The following is a 20,950-nucleotide window of genomic DNA, read 5'->3' on the forward strand; positions in this document are numbered from 1 at the left end:
TCGGGAGTCCATTCGCGCATGCGGTGCCAGCCAAGGTCCCAGCCGCTTCACACCCCGCTCTTGCGTGCCAGCACCACCCAGCCGGCGACCTGCGTGCCCAGTTCCTTGCGCAGGGATTCCCCGACGATGACCGACTCCCGAAAGCCCGCCGCCTCCAGCGCGCGCTCGATGCAGGCGCGGCTGTGCCGATAGCGCCCGCTGGCGGCCAGCTCGACACGATCGCTCTCACCGACAAGCGCCTCCAGCGTGAACGCCAGCCAGCCGCCGGGCCGCAGCGCCGCATGCGTCGCCGACAGCACCGGCACCAGTTCGCCGAAGTAGATCAGCGTATCGGCGGACAGCACGATGTCCCAAGCCGACGAGCCCGCCCGCAGCCAGGCAGCCAGCTCGGCCTCTACCAGTTCGTCGTAGCCACCGCGCAGGCCTGCCTGCGCCAGCATGCCCCCGGACAGGTCCACGCCCACCAGGCGCCGCGCATGGGGCCTGATCAACGGGCCGCACAGGCCTGTCCCGCAGCCGGCATCCAGCACGTCGAGCATGGCCTGTGGCGCGCCGAGCTTGGCAACCAATGCCGCGACGAGGATCTGCGGCGCACGATAATCCAGGTTCTTCAGCAGTTGCTCGTCGAAACTCGCGGCAAAGGAGTCGAACACATTGCGCACGTATGCCTCGTCCGCCTGCACTGGTGGCGCCTCGCCGCCGCAGGCGGCGAACAGGTGACGCGGCACCGGATTGTCCGGCTCACGCACGAGCCATTCGCGATAAACCGCGACCGCCTCCTCGCTGCGACCCAGCATGTACAGCGCCACGCCCAGTTCTTCGCGTGCACGCACATCCGCATCGTCATGCAGGACGGCGTTCCTGAAGCACTCCACCGCCTGTTCCACGTCGCCGGTGTCGTGCACGTGTCTGCAGCGGAACATCCCCATCAGGTAGTGCGCACGCCCGAGCTGCGGCGCCTGCGCCAGCAGACGGGCGTAGGCCTCGAGAGCCTCATCCTCGCGCCCCTGCACGTCGAGCACCAGGGCCAGGTTGCTCAGCGCATCATGATGCTGCGCCTGGCAGACCAGCGCGCTGCGATAACAGGCCTCGGCCTCAGTCAGTTGATCGCACTCCTTGTGTATGTTGCCGAGGTTGTTGTGCGCGTCGGCATGCAGCGGCACCGCACGCAGTGCCATGCGGATCAACCGGATGCCTTCCTCGCTGCGGTTGCGCTGGTGGCACAACACGCCGAGGAAATGCAGCGCGTCCGGTTGTCCGGCCTGGCGCTGCAGCACCTTGCGGTAGAGCACCTCGGCGACATCCAGCTGATCGGCCCGATGCGCGGCGATTGCTTCGCCCAGCATGACCGCAACACCCTGGGCGAGCGCGTCCGCATGATGCTTGCGCCTGCTTCGAGCGGGCGGAGCACGCTTCAAGTCGACCCCCGTCGTCGTTCGATGCGCCCGCGACAGACTCCTGCCGAGGACTCCAGCCAATCGGCATATCGCGTCACCGCTGGCACGGAGTCCGCGGCTCCAGGCACCGGCTAGTTGATGATGACCGTGGGACAGCCAAGCACGATGGTCCCACCGTGGGCGGTGAGGTCACCCATCCGTGCCGCGGGCAATCCGCCAATCAGCACCTTGAACGAACCCATGGCGATCACGTCGGGCGGACCCACACAAGTGGCCATGTCGCTCACCCTTGCCGCCGGCAAGCCCCCGATCAATACCGTCGGCGCCCCCGGCGGCAGGATCGGACCGCCGACGTGGGGCACGATGCCGGTGACCATCGGACATACATGCATGTCGGTAGCGCGTGCAGCAGGAGGCATGCCGAAATTCCGTGTTGTCCGCCGAGCGGGACGAATCCGGATGGTACGCCAGTTTTCCGGTTCGGATCAGGGCCGGGCGGGCGTGTCGTCGAGGAGGGTTCCACCGGAGATCACGATGCCGTCCCGCCCACGGTCATCGAATCAATCTTCAGCGTCGGCTGACCCACACCCACAGGCACGCTCTGGCCGTCCTTGCCGCAGACGCCGACACCCTCGTCCAGTGCCAGGTCGTTGCCGATCATCGAGACACGGGTGAGCACCTCGGGGCCGGAACCGATCAGGGTGGCACCCTTCACCGGCCGGGTGATTTTCCCGTCTTCGATCAGATACGCCTCGGAGGCTGAGAAGGTGAACTTGCCGTTGGTGATGTCGACCTGGCCGCCGCCGAAGTTCGGCGCATACAAGCCCTTCTTCACCGAGCGGATGATCTCGGCCGGATCGTGCGAGCCGGCCAGCATGTAGGTATTGGTCATGCGCGGCATCGGCAGCGCGGTGAACGATTCGCGGCGCCCATTGCCGGTGGGCGCCATGCCCATCAGGCGGGCGTTGAGCTTGTCATGCATGTAGCCCTTGAGGATGCCGTCCTCGATCAGGGTGGTGCATTCGGTGGGCGTGCCTTCGTCGTCGATGCTGAGCGAGCCGCGGCGACCGGCCAGCGTGCCGTCGTCGACGATGGTGACGCCCTTCGCCGCCACGCGCTGACCGATGCGGCCGGCGAAGGCGGAACTGCCCTTGCGGTTGAAGTCGCCTTCCAGCCCGTGGCCGATCGCCTCGTGCAGCAGCACGCCGGGCCAGCCCGGGCCGAGCACCACCGTCATCTGGCCAGCGGGAGCGTCGACCGAATCGAGGTTGACCAGGGCCTGGCGCACCGCCTCGTCGGCGAACCCGAGCGCGCGGCCGTTCTCGATCAGTTCGCGATAGCCGTAGCGGCCACCGCCGCCGGAATAACCCTGTTCGCGGCGGCCGTTCGCTTCGGCGATCACCTGCACGTTCATGCGCACCAGCGGGCGCACGTCGGCGGCCAGCGTGCCGTCGGAGGCGGCGATCAGGATGGTGTCCATGGTCGCGGCGAGGCTGACGATGACCTGCTTGATGCGCGGGTCGCGCGAGCGGGCATACGCGTCGACTTCGCGCAGCAGCGCGATCTTGTCGGGATTGGGCAGGCTCTCGACCGGGTCGATCGCCGGATACAACGAACGGGCGTTGTGCAGCGCCAGCGGCTTGCCGGCGCCGTTGCCGTCGTGGGCGATCGCGCGCGCGGCCTTCGACGCCTCCAGCAGCTGCGGCAGCACGATCTCGTCGGAATAGGCGAAGCCGGTCTTCTCGCCCGAGATCGCGCGCACGCCCACGCCCTGCTCGATCGAGTGACTGCCGTCCTTGACGATGCCCTCCTCCAGCGTCCACGACTCACTGCGCGAATGCTGGAAGTACAGGTCAGCGGCGTCGATCGACGGCCCCATCAGCTGGGCGAACACGCGGTCGAGGTCGCCGGTGGCGATGCCGCCGGGAGACAACAGCTTGCTTTCGGCAAGGGAAATCAGGGAATCCATGGGCTCGGCTTTTCTCTACACAATCCGCAACTGTCCCACATGGGGCCACAGCCGGCCACATTAAAGCGGCACGCTGCAGATCCGGTACACCCATGGCGGAATCAAGGTTGCGTGGAGCTGGTTGCCGGCGCCACCACACTGGTCGCCGGTGTCAGCAGCAGGCTCGACGCCGGCGGCGTTACGCTGCCGGGCGCGGCCGGAGCGAGCAAGGGAGGAATCGGGGGCGCCACGGCACCGTGCTTTTCGATCAAGGTGATCTTCGGATCATCCCAACTGCCGGTGATGCGGTAACGCGCGCTGGCAGCCTTGTTCAGGCCCCTGCCGAGCAACCCCTGCACCGCGAAGCCGGCCGCCGCTCCGATCGGGCCGCCGACAACCGCACCCACGATCGGCAGACTGTTGCCGACATGCGGTACCACCCGCATCTCCTGGTCGTAATCCCTGGCGCGCAGGCCGGTGCGGCCGGTGACGGTGATGTTCGCGGCGGGACCATCGATCACCAGGTTGCTGGTGCTGGCATCGCCATGGGCCAGCCGGAAATCACCGCTGATCGAATCGAAACCCAGGCCCTTGCCGAACACGTCGCCGAAATCCAGGGTGAGTCGACGTGGCAACTCGGCCAGCGAAACCAGGCCGAGCAAGCGACCCACCCCGGGCGAGCTGGCCTCGGGGATGCGGCCGTCGCTGACATGAATGCTCAAGTTGCCATCCATGGTGGCCAGCGACACCGCACTGGGACTGCCCGGCCAGGTGGCATCGAGCTGATCGCTGGTCTTGCCGCCCTGGACCAGGCCGTCGTAGCCGAACGCCCCCAGCATCGCGCCGAGGTCCTCGGCCGAAAAATTGATCCGCATGTGCGTGTGGCTGTCGCTGGGCGTGCCATTCCAGTCGCCGCTGGCGGTGACCTGTACCTGCCTGGACAACGCCCGCAACTGCTCGATGTGCATGCCGTTCGGGGTCGGCCAGGTTTCCAGCCGAGCCTCCCCGAGCCTGGCATCGCCCAGCCGCAGGTCGCCTATCCACAGGTGGAACGGCGGCAGCGCCGCGGGATTGATTCCCGTATTCGCCGGGTCGGGCGCTGGCGTTGCCGCATCGACCGCAGCGGCAGACTGGCCAGCCGTCTGGCCGGTGCCGCGCTTTGCCTGTTGCGCAGTCACGCCCTTCGGCCAGTACAGGCGCTGCAGGCGCGCCGTGACGCCACGCTTGTCCAGTTGCTGGGTAGGCACGTTGAAGTTGCCCTCCATCGCCGTGCCCTTCACGTCCACGCTCAACACGCCCGCTTGCGGCGTGGCGCGCAGCGCCAGCGGCCCAAGCGGACTGCCGAACCAGCCGGCCCGGTCGGTGCTGACATCGAGGCTCTCCAGGCCCGGGCCATCGCCACCCGCGCCGGCCGCCACCTGCCGCACCCAGCCGGTGATGTCCAGCGTGGCGGCGTGGCCGCGAATGCGCAGGTCACGCGGCGGCAGCACCTGCGGCATCTGGTCACCCAGGGCCAAGGTTCCTGCCAGCGGTTGCCCCGTGCCGTTGGCGAGCCTCAGATGACCGCGCAGCACCTGGCCCAAGCTCAGTTGCACATCGCTGCCGTCGATCGGCAAGCTCATCGTGAGGTGCAGCGGCAGGCTGCCCGCGGCAGGCTTGTCCAGCGGCGCCGGCAGTTGCAAGGCAATGCCGTCGAGCGACGAGTCGACGCTCAGCGCCTGCGCCAATGCATCGCTGCCCGACGCGTGCGCGAGGGTGAAACCGATGTTGAACTCGCTGCGCCCCTGCGCAAGCGCACCCAGCCAGTTGAGCGAAGAATAGTCCTGCACCAGCTCCGCCACCTGGTAGTTGCCCTGCAGGTTCGCCGACAACACCGTGGCCGGATCGGGGTTGGCGCCGGCGATCGCCAGTTGCAGGCGGGACGGCTGACCGTGGAACACGGTGTCCATCGGGCCGGCCTGCAGGCCATGCAGGTCGAAACTCAGCGGTCCGTTGAGTTTTTCCAGGTCCAGCTTCCAGTCCGGGGCGGTGAGGCTGGCATCGCTGAGCTGCGCGGTGCCATCGAGTTGTGCATCCTCGACCCTCGCCAGCGGCAGGCTCAGGTGAAAACCGAACGTGCCACGCCCGCCCAGGTTGAGCTTGGCCAGTGTATCGGACACACGGTTGGCAATCGGGCTCTTGCGGGCGAACTCCAGCAGGCTCGCGCCGCTGCCGCTGCCGTGCACGTTGAGGTCGAGCAGGCCCTGACCGAAGTCTGGGATCAATGCCACTGCGCGATCCGCCTTCACCCCCAGCGCGTGGCCCGCGCTGGTTTCCACCAGCATGCCGCTGTTGACGAAGCTGGCCACGGCATCGACGCCTTCGGCGCGAGGCCAGGCGCTGCCGTAGTCGAGGGTCAGGCCGCTGATCTGCGCACGCGCCTCGAAACGCCCCTCGTTGTGATGGAACGGCCAATCCGCCAGGTCGCCATGCACCAGCACCTGCGCCTGCCCGAGCTGACCCGCCACCAGCGCCCGATCCAGCCACGCGACGGTGGCCGGTGGCATCACGTTGACCGGCCAGAACAGTTTCGCGGCAGATACATCGGCGTGATCCAGCGTGGCGTAAAGATCAAGCGAAGGCGCGCCGCCCTGCGCCGGCAGCACCGCTTCTCCGCGGGCGCTGCCCGCATAGCCGGCGCCGACGAAATCCAGCGTGTCGGTACCGATGTGCCAATCGCCATCCTGCGACCAGAACGCCAGCGTCCCGGCCAGCTTCGACAGCACGAACGGTTGCCGGAACACGCGTGGAAACTGCAGTGCAGCGGCCTGCTCCGGCAGCTCCAGCGAAAACGCCTCGGCATCGCCGCGCAACTCCCCCTGCAGGTCGCTTACGCCCGGCAGCTTGTCGACCGGATCGATGCCCAGCCCGTCGAATTGCAGCACCAGCTCGCGCAGCCCTCCCGCGCGGGTCCAGTGCAACCCGACACGATCGAGTTCGCCACGCGGATGGCCACTGCCCAGCCAGCGCGCCAGCGACGGCGCCAGATCCGGCTTCAAAGCCAGCCAGGGCAGCAGCGGCGCGAGCTGCAGCTTGCGCGCGACGGCATCCACGCCGAGCCGGGGGGTGCCGGGTTGTCGCAAGTCCAGCACGGCGGCGCCGCCGTCATCACCGCCCCAGCGCAGCTCGTAGCCGTCGTCCAGTTGCCGCACGCCGGCAAGACCGTGCAGCGATGCCACGCGGGCGGTGCCACCCCCGACGGCGCTTGCGGCAAGCGTATCCAGGTCGAAACGCACCAGGCTGCTGACCAGCTTCCCGTGGCGCCAGTCGAGCCAGGCGCTCATGCGGCCCGCGCCACCGTCGATCCGGTAGCCGGCCATGTCGATGCCCTCCAGCAACGACTTGAGCTCGGCGGCATCGACGCTGAACCAGACCTGCCCGGCACGCCCGTCCTCGCGAAAGCGGCCGACCGCATGCACGCTTGCGGCACTCACGCCCTCACGCCGCAGGGTGCCACCGAAGCGGATCTGGTTACCCTGGTGGCTCAGGCGCAACTCCCGCGCCACCAGCGCATAGCGCTTGCCTAGCGTCGCATCCGTCACCTCCACGCGCAGGTCATCAAGCCAGAGATCGATCGACCATCGACCCAGCGACAAGGGCTGTCGATCCGCACCACCCGACACACCGATGCCGTTGACATGCCAACCGGCCGCGTCATGCAGCAAATCCAGTTGCAGGCCCCGCGCGTACACGTTGAACAGATGCCGCGATGGCAGCAGCCAGCCGCCGAGATCCAGCCGCAGGCGGGATTCCGGCAAGCGCAGGACGGCGCCGCGCTCCCCGGCCGCCGGGCCGACGACCACGCCATGCATGACGAACTCCGGACCGGATGCGGTCCAGCGGCCCTCCATCGACGCGAAGCTGACCGGGCGCTGCAGGCGCTCGCTGAGCTGCTCGGCCACCCACGCCGGGTGCCGCGCCAGCAGCGGCAGCAGCAATTGCGCCAGCGCCGCCAGCACGGCAAAGAGGATCACCAGCACGCCCGCCGTCCAGCCCAGGCCACGGCCACAGCCGTGCAATCGTCGCCGCCACAACATGTTCACGCGCGCCGATCCGGAGCGGACTTACAACAAGACGACATCGAACTGTTCCTGCGAATAATGCTCTTCCGCCTGGAAGCGTATGCTCTTGGAGATGAACTCTTCCAGTTCGGCGACCGCGCTGGATTCTTCCTCCAGGATCCGGTTGACCACCCCCGGATTGGCCATCACCAGCAGCTTCTCGGCGTTGAACTGGCGCACGGCGCGGGTGATCTCCCGGAAAATTTCGTAAGTCACCGTTTCGGCGGTCTTCAGCACGCCGCGGCCGTTGCAGGCGGGACAGGGTTCGCACAACTGGCGGGCCAGGCTTTCGGTGGTGCGCTTGCGCGTCATCTCGACCAGGCCCAGTGCCGACATCGGGTACACGGTGGTCTTGGCGTGGTCGCGCGCCAGACCCTTGCCCAGCATGCGCAGCACCTGCCGCTTGTGCTCCTCGTCGTTCATGTCGATGAAGTCGATGATGATGATGCCGCCCAGGTTGCGCAGGCGCAGCTGGCGCGCGGCGGCCTGTGCCGCCTCCAGGTTGGTGCGGTAGACCGTCTCCTCCAGGTTGCGCGAACCGAGATACGCGCCGGTGTTGACGTCGATCGTGGTCATCGCCTCGGTCTGGTCGACGATCAGGTAACCACCCGACTTCAGCGGCACGTCCTTTTTCAACGCACGCTGCATCTCGTCCTCGACGCCATACAGGTCGAAAACCGGCCGCTCGCCGTCGTAGTGCTCGATGCGATCATCCAGCTGCGGCATGAACTTGTGCACGAACTTGGTCACTTTCTCGAAGGTATCGCGCGAATCCACCCGCACCTTTTCGATGTCGTCGTTGAGCATGTCGCGCAGGCTGCGCAACGGCAGCGACAGTTCCTCGTACACGCGCTCGCCGACTTTCGCCTTGGCGATGTTTTCCTGCACCACCCGCCACACCTTGCCGAGGTAGGCCACGTCGAACGCCAGCGCCACGGCGCTCTGGCCTTCGGCGTTGGTGCGCACGATGTAACCCAGCGGGGTCTCGCCGACCAGCGGGCCGAGCACGTCACGCAGCCGCTGGCGCTCGACCTCGTCCTCGATCCGGGCGGAAATGCCCAGCGTATGCGCATATGGCAGCAGCACCAGGTAACGCGAGGGGATCGACAGGTGCGCCGACAGCCGCGCGCCCTTGGTGCTGATCGGGTCCTTGACCACTTGCACCACGATCTCCTGGCCTTCGTGCACCAGTTCGCTGATCGAGGGCACATGGCCGTTGCCGTTCGCCTCCTGGCCATCCGCAGCCGGGATCGGCGGGCGCACGATGTCCGAGGCATGCAGGAACGCCGCGCGCTCCAGCCCGATCTCGACGAACACCGCCTGCATGCCGGGCATCACCCGCTGCACCCGGCCTTTGTAGATGTTGCCGACATAGCCGCGGCGGGAAGCCCGCTCGACGTGCACCTCCTGCAGCATGCCGTTCTCGACCACGGCGACCCTGGTTTCGCGTGGCGTCACGTTGATCAGTATTTCTTCACTCACCACATACTCCCCAAGGCTGGCGATCTTTATAGCGGCTGCCCATGCAACCTGTCGATGAACGGCACCCGAAAATCGACCCGGACCTGCCAGTATTGCAAAATACGCCCGTTTTCAGTGCCGTCGCCGTGCGCGGGAGGGATCGGGCGACCGGCGCCGTGACGACCTGCCACCCACCATGGAGCCAGGCACGCATGACCACTCCGATATTGCTGGCCTGGAGCGGCGGCAAAGACTGCCTGCTGGCGCTGCAGCGCCTGCTCGCCGATCCGCAGTGGCAGGTCGTCGGCCTGCTCACCACGGTCAATCGCAACTACCAGCGCGTGGCGATGCATGGCGTGCAACGCGAGGTGCTGCTGGCGCAGACCGCCGCGCTGGGCCTGCCGCTGGTCGAAGTCACGCTGGACTGGCCCGGCAGCAACGAAGCCTACGAGCAGGCCCACGCGCAGGGGCTGGTCGAGGCGCGCATGCGCTGGCCCGGCATCCGCCATTGCGCCTTCGGCGACCTGTTCCTGGAGGACGTGCGCGACTACCGCGTGCGCCAGCTTGGCCGCGAGAACTGGCGCGCGGTATTTCCGCTATGGGGCGAAGACACCGCCGCACTGTCGCGGCGCTTCGTCAGCGAAGGCCATCGCGCGATGCTGTGCTGCGTGGATACCCAGCAGCTCGACGCCAGCTATTGCGGCCGCGCCTACGATGCCGCCCTGCTCGACACGCTGCCGGCAGGCATCGACCCGTGCGGCGAGCGCGGCGAATTCCACACGCTGAGCTACGCCGGCCCGCTGTTCCGCCAGCCGCTCAAGCTGCGTCGCGGCGAATCGGTGTTGCGCGACGGGCGCTTCCAGTTCACCGATTTCCTGCTGGATAACAGCCGGCTGGACGAGCATGCCGCGAAAAGCTGACAACCACATCCTGCCCGATGTGCTGCAGCCCGACCTCAAACTGGTGTTCTGCGGCACCGCCGCCGGCAAACGCTCGGCCGCCGAGCGCGCCTATTACGCCCATCCCGGCAACCTGTTCTGGCGCGCACTGTTCGAGGCCGGACTGACCCCGCGTCAGCTGGCTCCAGCGGAATTCCCGCAACTGCCCGACTACGGCATCGGCCTCACCGATCTGGCCAAGCGCCACAGCGGTAACGACAACGAACTGCCGCGCGATGCGTTCGACGTGCCTGCGCTGATCGCCAAGATCGAACGCCATCAACCACGCCTGCTCGCGTTCACCAGCAAGAACGCGGCGCGTGCCGCACTCGGTCATGCCGTCAGCTATGGCCTGCAAAATGAAACCATCGGCAGCACGCGACTGTACGTGCTGCCGTCGCCTTCGGGGCAGGCGCGCGGACATTGGGATCTCAAGCCGTGGCTGGCGCTGGGCAAGCTTTACCACGCAGCGTAGCGGTTCGCGAGCGGGACTCAGTCGATCGGCGTATGCCGATATTTGCTGACGTCTTCAGGCCGCACCACCGACGCGTTGTTTGTCCACGAGCGGCGCATGTAGCTGACCACGGCCGACACCTCGCTGTCGCTCAGCTGCTGGGCGAATGGCGGCATCGAATACGGTCGCGGGTTGGCCGCGGTCACCGGCGCAAAACCTCCCAGCAAAACCATCCGGGTCGCGTTGAGGCCGCTCGGCTCGGTCACCGAGGAGTTGCCGTCGAGCGGCGGATACACGCCGGCGACGCCGCGGCCGTCCTTGCCATGACAATCCGCACAGTGCTGCGTGTAGATCTTCTCGCCTTGCTGCACGATCGCCTTGGCATTGAACAGCCGCGGTTCTTGCACCGGCGGCGTGCGCGGCGGCAATGACTGCAGATAGGTGGCAACCGCCTGCAGGTCGTCGTCACTCATGTGCTGGGTGCTGGTCGCGACTACGTCGGCCATCGGGCCGAACGCCACGCCTTTTGCCGACTGCCCGGTTTTCAGCAGGTCGACGATGTCCTGTGCGCTCCAGCCCTGCAAGCCGCCGTTCTGCTGCGTGCTCAAGTCCGGCGCGTACCAGTTCTGCATCGGAATCTGGCCGCCGGTCAGATGCTGATGGCCGGAGGTACCACCGAGCGAATCGCGCGCCGCGTGGCATTCATTGCAGTGGCCCAGGCCCTGCACCAGATAGGCGCCGCGATTCCATTGCGGCGACTGCGCCGGATCGGGCTTGAACACGCCTTCCCTGAAATACAGTGCACGCCAGGCGGTCAGGCTGTTGCGCACGCTGTACGGAAAATCCAGCGCCGGCGATGGCGCCGGCTGGTGCACCGGCGGCAGCGATTGCAGGTAGGCGAACATCGCCAGCGCATCGTCATGCGTCACCTTGGTGTACGAGGTGTACGAGAACGCCGGATACAGCAGTTCGCCGCGCCGACCCTTGCCGACATGCAATGCCTGCCAGAAGTCCTCGAAGCTCCAGTCGCCCAGACCGGTTTCGCGATCCGGCGTGATGTTCGGCACCGGGATATTGCCGAACGGTGTCGTCAGCGAGCGGCCACCGGCGTAACGTGCACCGCCTTGTGCGGTGTGGCAGCCGGCGCAATCGCCGAGCGTGGCCAGGTACTCGCCGCGTGCGATCAAGGCGGGATCATGCAGGGTCGCCGCAGTCACCTTGCTCATCGCCGGCGAGGTTGGTCGATGACTGCCGCCGAAAAACAGCCAGCCCAGCAGCGCGACGACCAGCAGCACGATCAGCAGCAACAGTCGAAGCAGCCATTTCATGTGCGGTCTCCGGTTGCGCCCAGCACGCCGCACGGCAACGGCGGCTTCACCGAACCGGCCGGCTGCGCATGCGTATCGGCCGGCAACTGGCGACTGGCCAGCGACGCGGCCACCGCGGTGATATCCGAATCACTCAGCCGATCGGCCACGACGGCCATGCAGTCGGGCGCCACCGTGGCGCGAGTGTGCGTGCGCCAGGAACCCAGCTGCGCGCTGAGATAGTCGTACGGCAGGCCGACCAGTCCGGGTGTGGATGGCTCCACGCCGGTGAGCTGGCTGCCATGGCAGCTGGCACAGGCGGGAATCTTGCGCGCGGGATCGCCCTTGCTGACCAGCTGATCGCCACGTTGCAGGGTCGCCGCGGAAACCGCCGGCACCGGCGAGCGGCTGTACGGCACCTGCTGCGCGGAAAAATATTCGGCGATCTCCTGCATGTACGCCGGGCTCAGCTGGCGCACGGTGTATTCCATCGGCGCGTACTTACGCAGGCCGTTCTGGAAATCCTGCATCTGCCGCGCCAGGTAAGCGGCCGGCTTGCCGGCCAGGCGCGGAAAATAACCGCTGCCCGGCGTGCCTTCGCCGTGCACGCCATGGCAGGTGGTGCAGGCGGCGATGCGCTGCTGCAAGGTGTCCGGAGGTGTTGGGTGTGTTGGCGGTGCATCGGCGGCATGGCTGGCGGCGCCGAACAGCATGGCGACCACAAGCAGGGCCGCGGCACCGAGCGGCTGGGCAAGGCGCAGGCTGGCGTTCGTGTTCATCGGTCGATTATAGGCGCGTGCGGCAACCGCGATCGGCCAGCCATGGCGCCAAGCCGGGATATCGCGACAACATGCCGCATTCGTCGAACCGGGGGTTACCGTGAGCCGTCCAGCCTTCTGTCTTGCCGCACTCGTCACCGCACTGCTTTCGGTCCCGGCCATCGTCGCCGACAACCACCGCGATTCCTCGACACGGTAGGTGGAACCGCAGAGAAGATGGGCAAGTAGCGAGGGCACCAAAACGGCGGACGCGCCAGGGCCGGACCTGCCCCCTCGCTATTCGCTATTCGTCCCGGCTACTGTTGCGCCGCCCACCGATTTGCGCACGATCAGCATGGCGAGCTCCAGCGACTGCTCGTAATTCAGCCGCGGATCGACCATCGACTTGTACGCGCGATCCAGGTCGCCCTCGCTCAGCCCCCGCGCACCGCCCATGCACTCTGTCACATCCTCGCCGGTCAGCTCCAGATGCACGCCGCCGAGCCGGGTGCCGGCGGCGGCATGGATGTCGAAGGCCTGCTCCAGCTCACCGCGAATATTGTCGAAGCGCCGCGTCTTGTGCCCGTTCGAGGTGCTTTCGGTATTGCCGTGCATCGGATCGGCCACCCACAGCACACGGCGCCCCGCGCGCTTCACCGCCTCCAGCAGCAGAGGCAAGGCGGTCGCGATCTTCGCGTTGCCCATGCGATGGATCAGGGTCAGCCGACCCGGCTCGTCGTCCAGATTCAGCGCATCAATCAACGGCAGCAACTGCGCCGGCGTCACCGAGGGCCCTACCTTCACTGCGATCGGATTGCGGATGCCGCGGAAGTACTCCACATGCGCACCGTCCAGCGCGGCCGTGCGCATGCCAATCCACGGAAAGTGGGTGGACAGGTTGAACCAGCCCGGATGACGCGGCACCTGTCGGGTCAACGCCTGCTCGTAATGCAGCAGCAATGCTTCGTGCGAGGTGAAGAAATCCACCTTGGAAAAGCCCGCGATCGGGCCGGCCAGGGTTTCCATGAAGCGCAGCGAATCGCCAATGCCCGCAACCATCTTGCGGTACTCGGCCGCCAGCGGCGAGTGTTCCACCCAGGCCAGGTTCCAGTACTCGGGATGGTGCAGATCGGCGAACCCGCCATCGATCAGGGCACGCACGAAATTCATGGTGAGGGCGGAGTGCGCATGCGCCTGGATCAGACGCTGCGGATCGGGACGCCGCGCCGCGGCGGTGAACTCCTGACCATTGACCACGTCACCGCGAAAGCTGGGCAAGGTCACGCCGTCGCGGGTCTCGCTGTCCGCCGAACGAGGCTTGGCGTATTGCCCGGCGAAGCGGCCTACGCGAAGTACCGGCTTCTTCAGCCCGTGCACCAGCACCAGGCTCATCTGCAGCAGCACCTTCAGGCGATTGGAAATCACCGGGCTGGTGCAGTCGGCGAAACTCTCCGCGCAATCGCCACCCTGCAACAGGAAGCGCTTGCCGTCCTGTGCTTCGGCAATCGCCTGCTTCAGCGCCAGCACCTCCCACGACGTGACCAGCGGCGGCAACTGGGCGAGATGGGTGCCGGCACGGGCCAACTCGTCCGGATCGTCATAGCTCGGTTGCTGCAGGGCCTGGCGTTGCTGCCATGAATCGGGGGCCCAGCGCGCAGACGACTCCGCAGGGACATCACCGGCTTCCGACATGCTGGAAGGACTCATTTGCCCCGCGACCCTCGACGAACAGCCAGAACGGTGAGGCCGGCGAGCACGATGAACCAGATCAGGGTCCATGCCGGCATCGGCAGGCCCAGGATCGGCGCGACCGTGGCGCACTCGCCGGACCCCGTGAAGACCAGCTTGAGCACCTGCGCAAACGGGAACGCGCTGAACATGTAGTCCAGTGGCGGCCCGCAGGACGGAATCTGGTCGGCAGGCAACGACTGGATCCAAAGATGGCGCGCTGCCACCACGATGCCGAACGCCGCCCCCAGCCACACGCCCGCCGCGTAGACCCAGCGCGCGCCGCCGCGTGGCGCATGCAAGGCACCGAGCAGGAAGAACGCCCCCATCACGATGAAGCCGACCCGCTGGAAGATGCACAAGGGACACGGAAACATGTGCAGGTAGTATTCCGCGTAAAGCGCGAAACCCAGCAGGCCGGCACAGGCCAGGAAGCCCGCGAGGAAACTGACACGGTAGGACCAGCGGAATGGATTCATGATATTTGCTGCGTTGCGGAAAGACGACATTACCTGTTCGCGGCCGCGCTGTCAGCAGGCTCGCGAATGAACCTCGCGCGCGGCCGCACGATGCGACTCCCAGACAAGCAAAAACCCGGCAGGTTGCCCGGCCGGGTTTTTATTGGACGACTCGCCCATCGATGTATTCAGGCGCCTTATTCGGCGTCGACCGCCTCGACCTGGGGACGTCCCACCAGCTCGACATAGGCCATCGGCGCATTGTCGCCGGGGCGGAAGCCGCACTTGAGGATTCGCAGGTAGCCACCCGGGCGCTCGTTGTAGCGCGGACCCAGTTCGACGAACAGCTTGCCGACCGCTTCCTTGTCGCGCAGGCGCGAGAAGGCCAGGCGGCGATTCGCCACACCGTCGGTCTTGGCGAGGGTGATCAGCGGCTCGGCCACACGGCGCAGTTCCTTCGCCTTGGGCAGGGTGGTGCGGATCAGCTCGTGCTTGAACAGCGAAGACGCCATGTTCTTGAACATGGCTTCGCGATGCGAGCTGGTGCGATTGAGTTTGCGTCCGGATTTTTGGTGGCGCATGGCAAAAGTCTCTGTGTCTGTTGTTATGAAAAGCCGGCGATTATGTCCGGCTTCCCGCGGAAATCCGCTTTTGAAGCCCGATGAAACAGGCTTTTTTGAGAGTGCGGCCATGGATGGCCGCCTTTGGTGCTCAGCCGGGGCGCAATGCGCGCCCAAGCTGGAAATTTGCTACATGGCGATCAAGGACGATCGCACAAACCATCAACCCAGCTGCATGCCGTGCGAAAGGCCCGGCGGCGGCCAGTTCTCGAGTTTCATGCCGAGCGCCAACTGGCGGCCACCCAGCACGTCCTTGATCTCGGTCAGCGACTTCTTGCCCAGGTTCGGCGTCTTCAGCAGCTCGACCTCGGTCTTCTGCACCAGGTCGCCGATGTAGTAGATGCTCTCGGCCTTCAGGCAGTTCGCCGAACGCACGGTGAGCTCGAGATCGTCGATCGGACGCAGCAGCAACGGATCGAAACCGCTCTTCTCCGCCTTGTCGGTGGCGCTCTCGCGACGCGAGAAATCGCCGAACACCGACAGCTGGTCGTTGATGATCTCGGCCGCCTTGCGGACCGCGTCCTCGGCATCGATGGTGCCGTTGGTCTCGATGTCCAGCACCAGCTTGTCGAGGTTGGTGCGCTGCTCGACACGAGCCGCATCCACTTCGTAGGCCACACGCAGCACCGGTGCAAACGACGCATCCAGCTGCAGGCGACCGATCGGACGCGCTTCGTCATCCGGATGCTGGCGCGCGCTGGCCGGCTGGTAGCCGACGCCGCGACGCACCTTCAGACGCATGTTGAGCGCAATGTCCTTGGTCAGGTGGCACAGCACGTGCTCGGGGTTGACGATCTCGACCGAATGATCGACGACGATGTCGCCGGCGGTGACCACGCCCTTGCCCTTCTTGGACAAGGTCAGGGTGACCTCATCGCCGGAATGCTGTCGAATCGCCACGTCCTTCAGGTTGAGCAGGACTTCGATGACGTCCTCCTGCAGGCCTTCCAGGGTGGTGTACTCGTGCAGCACGCCATCAATCTCGACCTCGACGATGGCGCTACCGGGGATCGAGGAGAGCAGCACGCGACGCAGCGCGTTGCCCAGGGTGTGACCGAAGCCACGCTCGAGCGGCTCGACCACCACCTTGGCGCGGTTGGCTCCGAGCTGTTCGACGCTGAGGCCTCGGGGCCGCAGCACACTAGTTGACGAAACTGCCATGCAGAGCTCCGGTTGATTACTTCGAGTAAAGCTCGATGATCAATGCTTCATTGATATCGGACGGCAGATCACCGCGATCCGGTACCGACTTGAACGTACCTTCAAACTTCTTGGCGTCGACTTCGACCCAGACCGGACGCAGGTCCATGGTGTCGAACACGGTCGCCGCTTCCTGCACGCGCAGCTGGCTGCGGGCCTTCTCGCTCAGCGCGATGGCGTCGCCAGGGCGAACCTGGTACGACGGGATGTTGACCTTCTTGCCGTTCACCAGCACCGCCTTGTGGGCGACCAGCTGACGGGCCTGGGCGCGAGTCACCGCAAAGCCCATGCGATAGACGACGTTGTCCAGGCGGCTCTCGAGCAGGCGCAACAGGTTCTCGCCGGTATTGCCCTTGAGGGTGGTCGCCTTGGTGTAGTAGTTGCTGAACTGGCGCTCAAGCACACCGTAGATGCGCTTGACCTTCTGCTTCTCGCGCAGCTGCACGGCGTAGTCGGACATGCGCATGCGCTTGTTCGCGCCATGCTGGCCGGGCTTGTTTTCCAGTTTGCACTTGGAGTCCAGCGCACGCGCCGGGCTCTTCAGGCTGAGATCTGCACCCTCGCGACGGGCGAGTTTGCAGGTAGCTCCACGATAACGGGCCATATTCTTTTCCAAATAGTCCGGCCATGGTTGGCCGGTTTTGATTCTCGCGATCAAGGATGATCGCAAAAACAAATTCTTAGACTCGACGCTTCTTCGGGGGACGGCAGCCGTTATGCGGAATCGGCGTGACATCGATGATGTTGAGCACCTTGTAGCCCAGCGCGTTCAACGAACGCACCGCCGACTCGCGGCCCGGGCCCGGGCCCTTGATGCGCACTTCCACCGTCTTCACGCCGTAATCGCCTGCCGCACGGCCTGCCTTCTCGGCGGCCACCTGGGCAGCGAACGGGGTGGACTTGCGCGAGCCACGGAAACCGGCGCCGCCGGCAGTGGCCCACGACAAGGCATTGCCCTGACGATCGGTGATGGTGACGATGGTGTTGTTGAAGGAGGCCTGCACGTGGGCCACGGCATCCGTGACAACGCGCTTGATCTTCTTCTTGGTCTTGACCGGCTTAGCCATAATTTTTTGAGGCTCTTGGTAATCGGTGCAGCCACGAATGGCCACTTTCCATATCTATCGCGATCGGAAGCGACCGCGCAGGTTCACTACTTCTTGATCGCGCGACGCGGGCCCTTGCGGGTGCGTGCGTTGGTACGGGTACGCTGGCCCCGCACCGGCAGGCCACGACGATGGCGCAAGCCACGGTAGCAACCCAGATCCATCAGGCGCTTGATCGCCATGCCCACCTCGCGGCGAAGATCGCCCTCGACGGTGTACTTGCCGATCTCGTGGCGGATCTTCTCCACCTCGCCTTCACTGAGGGACTTGATCTGGGTGGTCGGAACCACGCCAGCGTCCACGCAGACTTGCCTGGCCCGGCTGCGGCCGATACCGTAAATGCTCTGCAGACCGACCCAGACATGCTTCTGGACCGGCAAATTGACACCCGCGATGCGCGCCATGATGTACTCTCTCCGATGCGTTTCTTGCGCGGTAAACGCGCAATTTTAACCTGAATTACCCGAACTGGAAAGCCCTGCGACACCGCGGTGTCGCCACTCCCCGACTTTGAACAGCCCTTTGCTGCATCAACTGCGGCGAAGATTGGCTTTCTTGAGCAGACTTTCGTACTGGTGACTGACCAGATGCGCCTGGATCTGCGCCGTGAAGTCCATCACCACCACCACCACGATCAGCAGCGAAGTGCCGCCAAAATAGAACGGCACATGCCAGGCCTGCTGCATGAACGACGGCACCAGGCAGACCATCACCAGGTAGATCGCGCCGACACCGGTCAACCGGGTCATTACCGCGTCGATGTAGCTGGCCGTGGCCTTGCCCGGCCGGATACCCGGAATCAGGGCACCCGAACGCTTCAGGTTGTCGGCCGTCTCATCCGCGTTGAACACGATGGCGGTATAGAAAAATGCAAAACCGATGACCAGCACCGAAAACACGATTTCGTACAACGGATTGCCCGGGCTCAGCGACTGCGTCAGATCCTGCACCCAGCGCGACTGGTGGCCCGTGCTGAACCAACTCACCGCGGTCGCCGGGAACATCAGCAGGCTGGAGGCGAAGATCGGCGGGATCACGCCCGACATGTTGATCTTCAACGGCAGGTTCGAACTCTGGTTCTGGTAGGCCTTCTGGCCACCCGAGCGCCTCGCGTAATTCACGGTGATGCGCCGCTGCGCACGCTCCATGAACACCACAAACGCCGTCACGGCCAAAATCAGCCCGAACACCATCAGCAGCATGATCAGCGACAGCTCGCCGTTGTTCGCCATGCCCAGCGTATGCACCACCGCCCCGGGCAAGCCCGCCACGATGCCGGCGAAGATCAGCAGGGAGATACCGTTGCCGATACCGCGCTCGGTCATCTGCTCGCCCAGCCACATCAGGAACATCGTGCCAGCGGTCAACCCGACCACGGAAGACATGATGAAGCCGAAGCCTGGCGTGTACACCACCGGAGCACCGCCCGCGGCGACTTGATTTTGCAGCGCCACCGCGATGCCGAACGACTGGAAGGCCGCCAGCGCCACGGTCGCGTAACGGGTGTATGCCGTCATCTTGCGCTTGCCGGCCTCGCCTTCCTTGCGCAGGCCCTGCAGGCTGGGAACCACCGAGCCCATCATCTGGAACACGATCGACGCCGAGATGTACGGAATCACGCCGAGCGCGAACACCGAAAACCGCGCCAGCGCACCACCCGAGAACATGTTGAACATGTCCATCAGGCCATTGCCGTTGACCAGGCTGGTCATCGCTTCCGGGTTGACGCCCGGCACCGGGATGAACGAACCCAGCCGGAACACCATCAGCGCGCCCACCACAAACAGGATGCGCTGACGAAGCTCGGTCAGCTTGCCCAGTTTGCCCAGTGCATTGCCCTTGGCTGCGGCCACCTGATTACTCCACGCTGCCGCCGGCCGCCTCGATGGCCGCCTTGGCGCCGGCCGTAGCCAGCAGACCCGACAACTTCACCGCACGGCCGATCTCACCCTTCAGGACCACCTTGACCTTCTTCGCGCGGCTGTCGATCAGGCCAGCCTGATGCAGCGCGACGACGTCGATCACATCGCCCTTGAGGTTGGCCAGCTGATACAGGAACACTTCCTGGCTCTGCGCCTTCATCTTCGAGCGGAAACCCACCTTCGGCAGACGACGCTGCAGCGGCATCTGGCCGCCCTCGAAACCGTACTTGTGGGTGCCACCGGCACGGGCGTGCTGACCCTTGTGGCCGCGACCCGCGGTCTTGCCCATGCCCGAACCGATGCCGCGACCGACGCGCAGACGCGTCTTGTGCGAGCCATCGTTCGGCTTAAGTGTATTCAGACGCATGATGCTCACTCCTCGACCCGGACCAGGTAATAGACCGTGTTGATCAGGCCACGCACCTGCGGGCTGTCCTTCAGTTCACGGACGTCGTTGATCTTGCCCAGACCCAGCGCTTTCACGCTCAGGCGATGACGTGCCTGCACGCCGCGCAGGCCCTTGACCAGGCGCACGCGCACGGTCTTGTCGGCGGTTTGTTGAGACTTAGCCATTGCCGAGCACCTCTTCCAGGGTCTTGCCACGCTTGGCGGCGATCTTCTTGGGCGAGGCAACCGCCTGCAGACCCTTGATGGTGGCGCGCACCAGGTTGATCGGGTTGCGCGAGCCGACGGCCTTGGCCAGCACGTTCTTCACGCCAACCACTTCCAGCACGGCACGCATGGCGCCGCCAGCGATCACGCCGGTACCTTCGGAAGCCGGCTGCATGTAGACGCGGGCTGCGCCGTGGTTGGCCTTGATGGCATACCACAGCGTGCCGTTGTTCAGCTCGATGTCAACCATCTGCCGACGCGCACGCTCCATCGCCTTGGAAATGGCGACCGGCACTTCACGCGCCTTGCCATAACCGAAGCCGACCTTGCCCTCGCCATCACCGACCACGGTCAGCGCGGTGAAGCTCATCTGGCGGCCGCCCTTGACGGTCTTGGCCACCCGGTTGACGGCAATCAGCTTTTCGAGCAGGCCGTCCGAATTTTCACGATCGTTAGAAGACATGTTCTATTCCATGTGCCCGGCAAACCGGGACTTTGCTTGCGGCTTGGCCGCTTGGAGTTGTAGTTGTCGCGTCGGGTGGCCAGGCCACCCATGGGCCAAACTGGCCCGGGTGCTACTTCAGAATTTCAAGCCAGCTTCGCGAGCCGCTTCGGCCAGCGCCTTGATGCGGCCGTGATAGCGGAAACCCGAGCGGTCAAAAGCCACCGACTCGACGCCTGCCGCCATCGCACGCTCGGCCACGGCCTTGCCTACGGCGGCCGCGGCGGCCAGGTTCTTGGTGCCCTTGAGCCCCTCGGCAACCGACTTCTGCACGGTCGAAGCCGCAGCCACGACGTTCTGGCCAGAGGCGTCGAACACCTGTGCGTACAGGTGCTGACCGGTGCGGTGCACCGACAGACGGGCCACTGCCAGCTTGCGGATGTGACTGCGCGTGGATTTGGCGCGACGCAGGCGATTTTCGTTCTTGTTCATCAATATG

Annotated in this window: 21 protein-coding genes; 2 read left to right on the plus strand and 19 right to left on the minus strand. The window is 65.6% G+C overall.

Annotated elements, in window-relative coordinates:
* Nucleotides 1–47: 47 nt before the first annotated feature.
* The 5 genes from B0E47_RS15965 to rng all read right to left on the minus strand — a co-directional run bounded on the left by B0E47_RS15965 (nucleotide 48) and on the right by rng (nucleotide 8,927).
* Complete coding sequence (locus B0E47_RS15965) at nucleotides 48–1,346, minus strand: tetratricopeptide repeat protein (protein ID WP_077515239.1); 1,299 nt, start codon at nucleotides 1,344–1,346, stop codon at nucleotides 48–50.
* 182 nt (nucleotides 1,347–1,528) lie between these two features.
* Nucleotides 1,529–1,816, minus strand: a complete 288-nt coding sequence (locus B0E47_RS15970) for a PAAR domain-containing protein (RefSeq protein WP_077515240.1) — start codon at nucleotides 1,814–1,816, stop codon at nucleotides 1,529–1,531.
* 110 nt (nucleotides 1,817–1,926) lie between these two features.
* Nucleotides 1,927–3,366, minus strand: coding sequence for a metalloprotease TldD (gene tldD, locus B0E47_RS15975; RefSeq protein ID WP_077515241.1), 1,440 nt, complete (start codon nucleotides 3,364–3,366; stop codon nucleotides 1,927–1,929).
* Nucleotides 3,367–3,467: 101 nt separating this feature from the next.
* Nucleotides 3,468–7,421, minus strand: coding sequence for a YhdP family protein (locus tag B0E47_RS15980; protein WP_254422983.1), 3,954 nt, complete (start codon nucleotides 7,419–7,421; stop codon nucleotides 3,468–3,470).
* A 27-nt stretch (nucleotides 7,422–7,448) separates the two neighbouring features.
* Complete coding sequence (rng, locus tag B0E47_RS15985) at nucleotides 7,449–8,927, minus strand: ribonuclease G (RefSeq protein ID WP_077515413.1); 1,479 nt, start codon at nucleotides 8,925–8,927, stop codon at nucleotides 7,449–7,451.
* Between the two features lie 191 nt (nucleotides 8,928–9,118).
* On the opposite strand from rng, the gene B0E47_RS15990 reads away from it, so the two are divergent.
* Entirely contained in the window at nucleotides 9,119–9,826 is a 708-nt protein-coding gene (locus B0E47_RS15990; RefSeq protein ID WP_077515243.1) for an ATP-binding protein, read from the plus strand.
* Complete coding sequence (locus B0E47_RS15995) at nucleotides 9,810–10,319, plus strand: mismatch-specific DNA-glycosylase (protein ID WP_077515244.1); 510 nt, start codon at nucleotides 9,810–9,812, stop codon at nucleotides 10,317–10,319. Before B0E47_RS15990 ends, B0E47_RS15995 begins: the two co-directional genes overlap by 17 nt.
* 17 nt (nucleotides 10,320–10,336) lie before the next feature.
* Here the strand turns inward: B0E47_RS15995 and B0E47_RS16000 are convergent, their stop codons facing one another.
* The 14 genes from B0E47_RS16000 to rplR form a co-directional block, all read right to left on the minus strand.
* Entirely contained in the window at nucleotides 10,337–11,626 is a 1,290-nt protein-coding gene (locus B0E47_RS16000; protein WP_077515245.1) for a cytochrome c, read from the minus strand.
* Nucleotides 11,623–12,384: a c-type cytochrome gene (locus B0E47_RS16005; RefSeq protein ID WP_077515246.1), complete on the minus strand. Its 762-nt coding sequence runs from the start codon at nucleotides 12,382–12,384 to the stop codon at nucleotides 11,623–11,625. Before B0E47_RS16005 ends, B0E47_RS16000 begins: the two co-directional genes overlap by 4 nt.
* Before the next feature lie 276 nt (nucleotides 12,385–12,660).
* Nucleotides 12,661–14,070 carry a 3-deoxy-7-phosphoheptulonate synthase class II gene (locus tag B0E47_RS16010; RefSeq protein WP_077515247.1) on the minus strand — a complete coding sequence of 470 codons (1,410 nt, stop codon included), beginning with the start codon at nucleotides 14,068–14,070 and terminating at the stop codon, nucleotides 12,661–12,663.
* Nucleotides 14,067–14,570, minus strand: a complete 504-nt coding sequence (locus B0E47_RS16015; RefSeq protein WP_077515248.1) for a disulfide bond formation protein B — start codon at nucleotides 14,568–14,570, stop codon at nucleotides 14,067–14,069. The genes B0E47_RS16010 and B0E47_RS16015 overlap by 4 nt, the downstream gene beginning before the upstream one ends.
* 176 nt (nucleotides 14,571–14,746) lie before the next feature.
* Entirely contained in the window at nucleotides 14,747–15,130 is a 384-nt protein-coding gene (gene rplQ, locus B0E47_RS16020; RefSeq protein ID WP_077515249.1) for a 50S ribosomal protein L17, read from the minus strand.
* 201 nt (nucleotides 15,131–15,331) lie between these two features.
* Entirely contained in the window at nucleotides 15,332–16,330 is a 999-nt protein-coding gene (gene rpoA / locus B0E47_RS16025; protein WP_077515250.1) for a DNA-directed RNA polymerase subunit alpha, read from the minus strand.
* A gap of 16 nt (nucleotides 16,331–16,346) precedes the next feature.
* Complete coding sequence (rpsD, locus tag B0E47_RS16030; RefSeq protein ID WP_077515251.1) at nucleotides 16,347–16,973, minus strand: 30S ribosomal protein S4; 627 nt, start codon at nucleotides 16,971–16,973, stop codon at nucleotides 16,347–16,349.
* Nucleotides 16,974–17,049: 76 nt separating this feature from the next.
* Complete coding sequence (gene rpsK / locus B0E47_RS16035; RefSeq protein WP_007513384.1) at nucleotides 17,050–17,436, minus strand: 30S ribosomal protein S11; 387 nt, start codon at nucleotides 17,434–17,436, stop codon at nucleotides 17,050–17,052.
* An 86-nt stretch (nucleotides 17,437–17,522) separates the two neighbouring features.
* Nucleotides 17,523–17,879 (minus strand): 30S ribosomal protein S13, encoded by a 357-nt coding sequence (rpsM, locus tag B0E47_RS16040; RefSeq protein ID WP_077515252.1) that lies wholly within the window; start codon nucleotides 17,877–17,879, stop codon nucleotides 17,523–17,525.
* 126 nt (nucleotides 17,880–18,005) lie between these two features.
* On the minus strand, nucleotides 18,006–19,328 hold the full coding sequence (gene secY / locus B0E47_RS16045) for a preprotein translocase subunit SecY (RefSeq protein ID WP_077515253.1): 1,323 nt from the start codon (nucleotides 19,326–19,328) through the stop codon (nucleotides 18,006–18,008).
* Nucleotides 19,329–19,332: 4 nt separating this feature from the next.
* The gene (gene rplO, locus B0E47_RS16050) at nucleotides 19,333–19,764 is read right to left on the minus strand and encodes a 50S ribosomal protein L15 (RefSeq protein ID WP_077515414.1); all 432 of its coding nucleotides are present in this window, start codon (nucleotides 19,762–19,764) and stop codon (nucleotides 19,333–19,335) included.
* 5 nt (nucleotides 19,765–19,769) lie between these two features.
* Entirely contained in the window at nucleotides 19,770–19,970 is a 201-nt protein-coding gene (gene rpmD, locus B0E47_RS16055) for a 50S ribosomal protein L30 (protein ID WP_068095376.1), read from the minus strand.
* Entirely contained in the window at nucleotides 19,963–20,472 is a 510-nt protein-coding gene (gene rpsE, locus B0E47_RS16060; protein WP_077515254.1) for a 30S ribosomal protein S5, read from the minus strand. Before rpsE ends, rpmD begins: the two co-directional genes overlap by 8 nt.
* Before the next feature lie 117 nt (nucleotides 20,473–20,589).
* Nucleotides 20,590–20,949, minus strand: a complete 360-nt coding sequence (rplR, locus tag B0E47_RS16065) for a 50S ribosomal protein L18 (RefSeq protein WP_174567000.1) — start codon at nucleotides 20,947–20,949, stop codon at nucleotides 20,590–20,592.
* Nucleotide 20,950: the final 1 nt, after the last annotated feature.

Source organism: Rhodanobacter sp. B05 (genome assembly GCF_002001085.1).
Lineage (GTDB): Bacteria > Pseudomonadota > Gammaproteobacteria > Xanthomonadales > Rhodanobacteraceae > Rhodanobacter.

Excerpts from the sequence above, each read along its gene's own strand:
- rpsK (WP_007513384.1), bottom strand. The coding sequence starts at position 17,436 with ATGGCTAAGCCGGTCAAGACCAAGAAGAAGATCAAGCGCGTTGTCACG.
- B0E47_RS15995 (WP_077515244.1), top strand. The coding sequence starts at position 9,810 with ATGCCGCGAAAAGCTGACAACCACATCCTGCCCGATGTGCTGCAGCCC.
- rpsD (WP_077515251.1), bottom strand. The coding sequence starts at position 16,973 with ATGGCCCGTTATCGTGGAGCTACCTGCAAACTCGCCCGTCGCGAGGGT.
- rpsM (WP_077515252.1), bottom strand. The coding sequence starts at position 17,879 with ATGGCGCGCATCGCGGGTGTCAATTTGCCGGTCCAGAAGCATGTCTGG.
- B0E47_RS16015 (WP_077515248.1), bottom strand. The coding sequence starts at position 14,570 with ATGAATCCATTCCGCTGGTCCTACCGTGTCAGTTTCCTCGCGGGCTTC.
- B0E47_RS16010 (WP_077515247.1), bottom strand. The coding sequence starts at position 14,070 with ATGAGTCCTTCCAGCATGTCGGAAGCCGGTGATGTCCCTGCGGAGTCG.
- B0E47_RS15970 (WP_077515240.1), bottom strand. The coding sequence starts at position 1,816 with ATGCCTCCTGCTGCACGCGCTACCGACATGCATGTATGTCCGATGGTC.
- B0E47_RS15990 (WP_077515243.1), top strand. The coding sequence starts at position 9,119 with ATGACCACTCCGATATTGCTGGCCTGGAGCGGCGGCAAAGACTGCCTG.
- rpsE (WP_077515254.1), bottom strand. The coding sequence starts at position 20,472 with ATGTCTTCTAACGATCGTGAAAATTCGGACGGCCTGCTCGAAAAGCTG.
- rpoA (WP_077515250.1), bottom strand. The coding sequence starts at position 16,330 with ATGGCAGTTTCGTCAACTAGTGTGCTGCGGCCCCGAGGCCTCAGCGTC.
- rplQ (WP_077515249.1), bottom strand. The coding sequence starts at position 15,130 with ATGCGCCACCAAAAATCCGGACGCAAACTCAATCGCACCAGCTCGCAT.
- rpmD (WP_068095376.1), bottom strand. The coding sequence starts at position 19,970 with ATGGCTAAGTCTCAACAAACCGCCGACAAGACCGTGCGCGTGCGCCTG.
- B0E47_RS15965 (WP_077515239.1), bottom strand. The coding sequence starts at position 1,346 with ATGCTGGGCGAAGCAATCGCCGCGCATCGGGCCGATCAGCTGGATGTC.
- rplO (WP_077515414.1), bottom strand. The coding sequence starts at position 19,764 with ATGCGTCTGAATACACTTAAGCCGAACGATGGCTCGCACAAGACGCGT.
- B0E47_RS16000 (WP_077515245.1), bottom strand. The coding sequence starts at position 11,626 with ATGAAATGGCTGCTTCGACTGTTGCTGCTGATCGTGCTGCTGGTCGTC.
- B0E47_RS15980 (WP_254422983.1), bottom strand. The coding sequence starts at position 7,421 with ATGTTGTGGCGGCGACGATTGCACGGCTGTGGCCGTGGCCTGGGCTGG.
- B0E47_RS16005 (WP_077515246.1), bottom strand. The coding sequence starts at position 12,384 with ATGAACACGAACGCCAGCCTGCGCCTTGCCCAGCCGCTCGGTGCCGCG.
- tldD (WP_077515241.1), bottom strand. The coding sequence starts at position 3,366 with ATGGATTCCCTGATTTCCCTTGCCGAAAGCAAGCTGTTGTCTCCCGGC.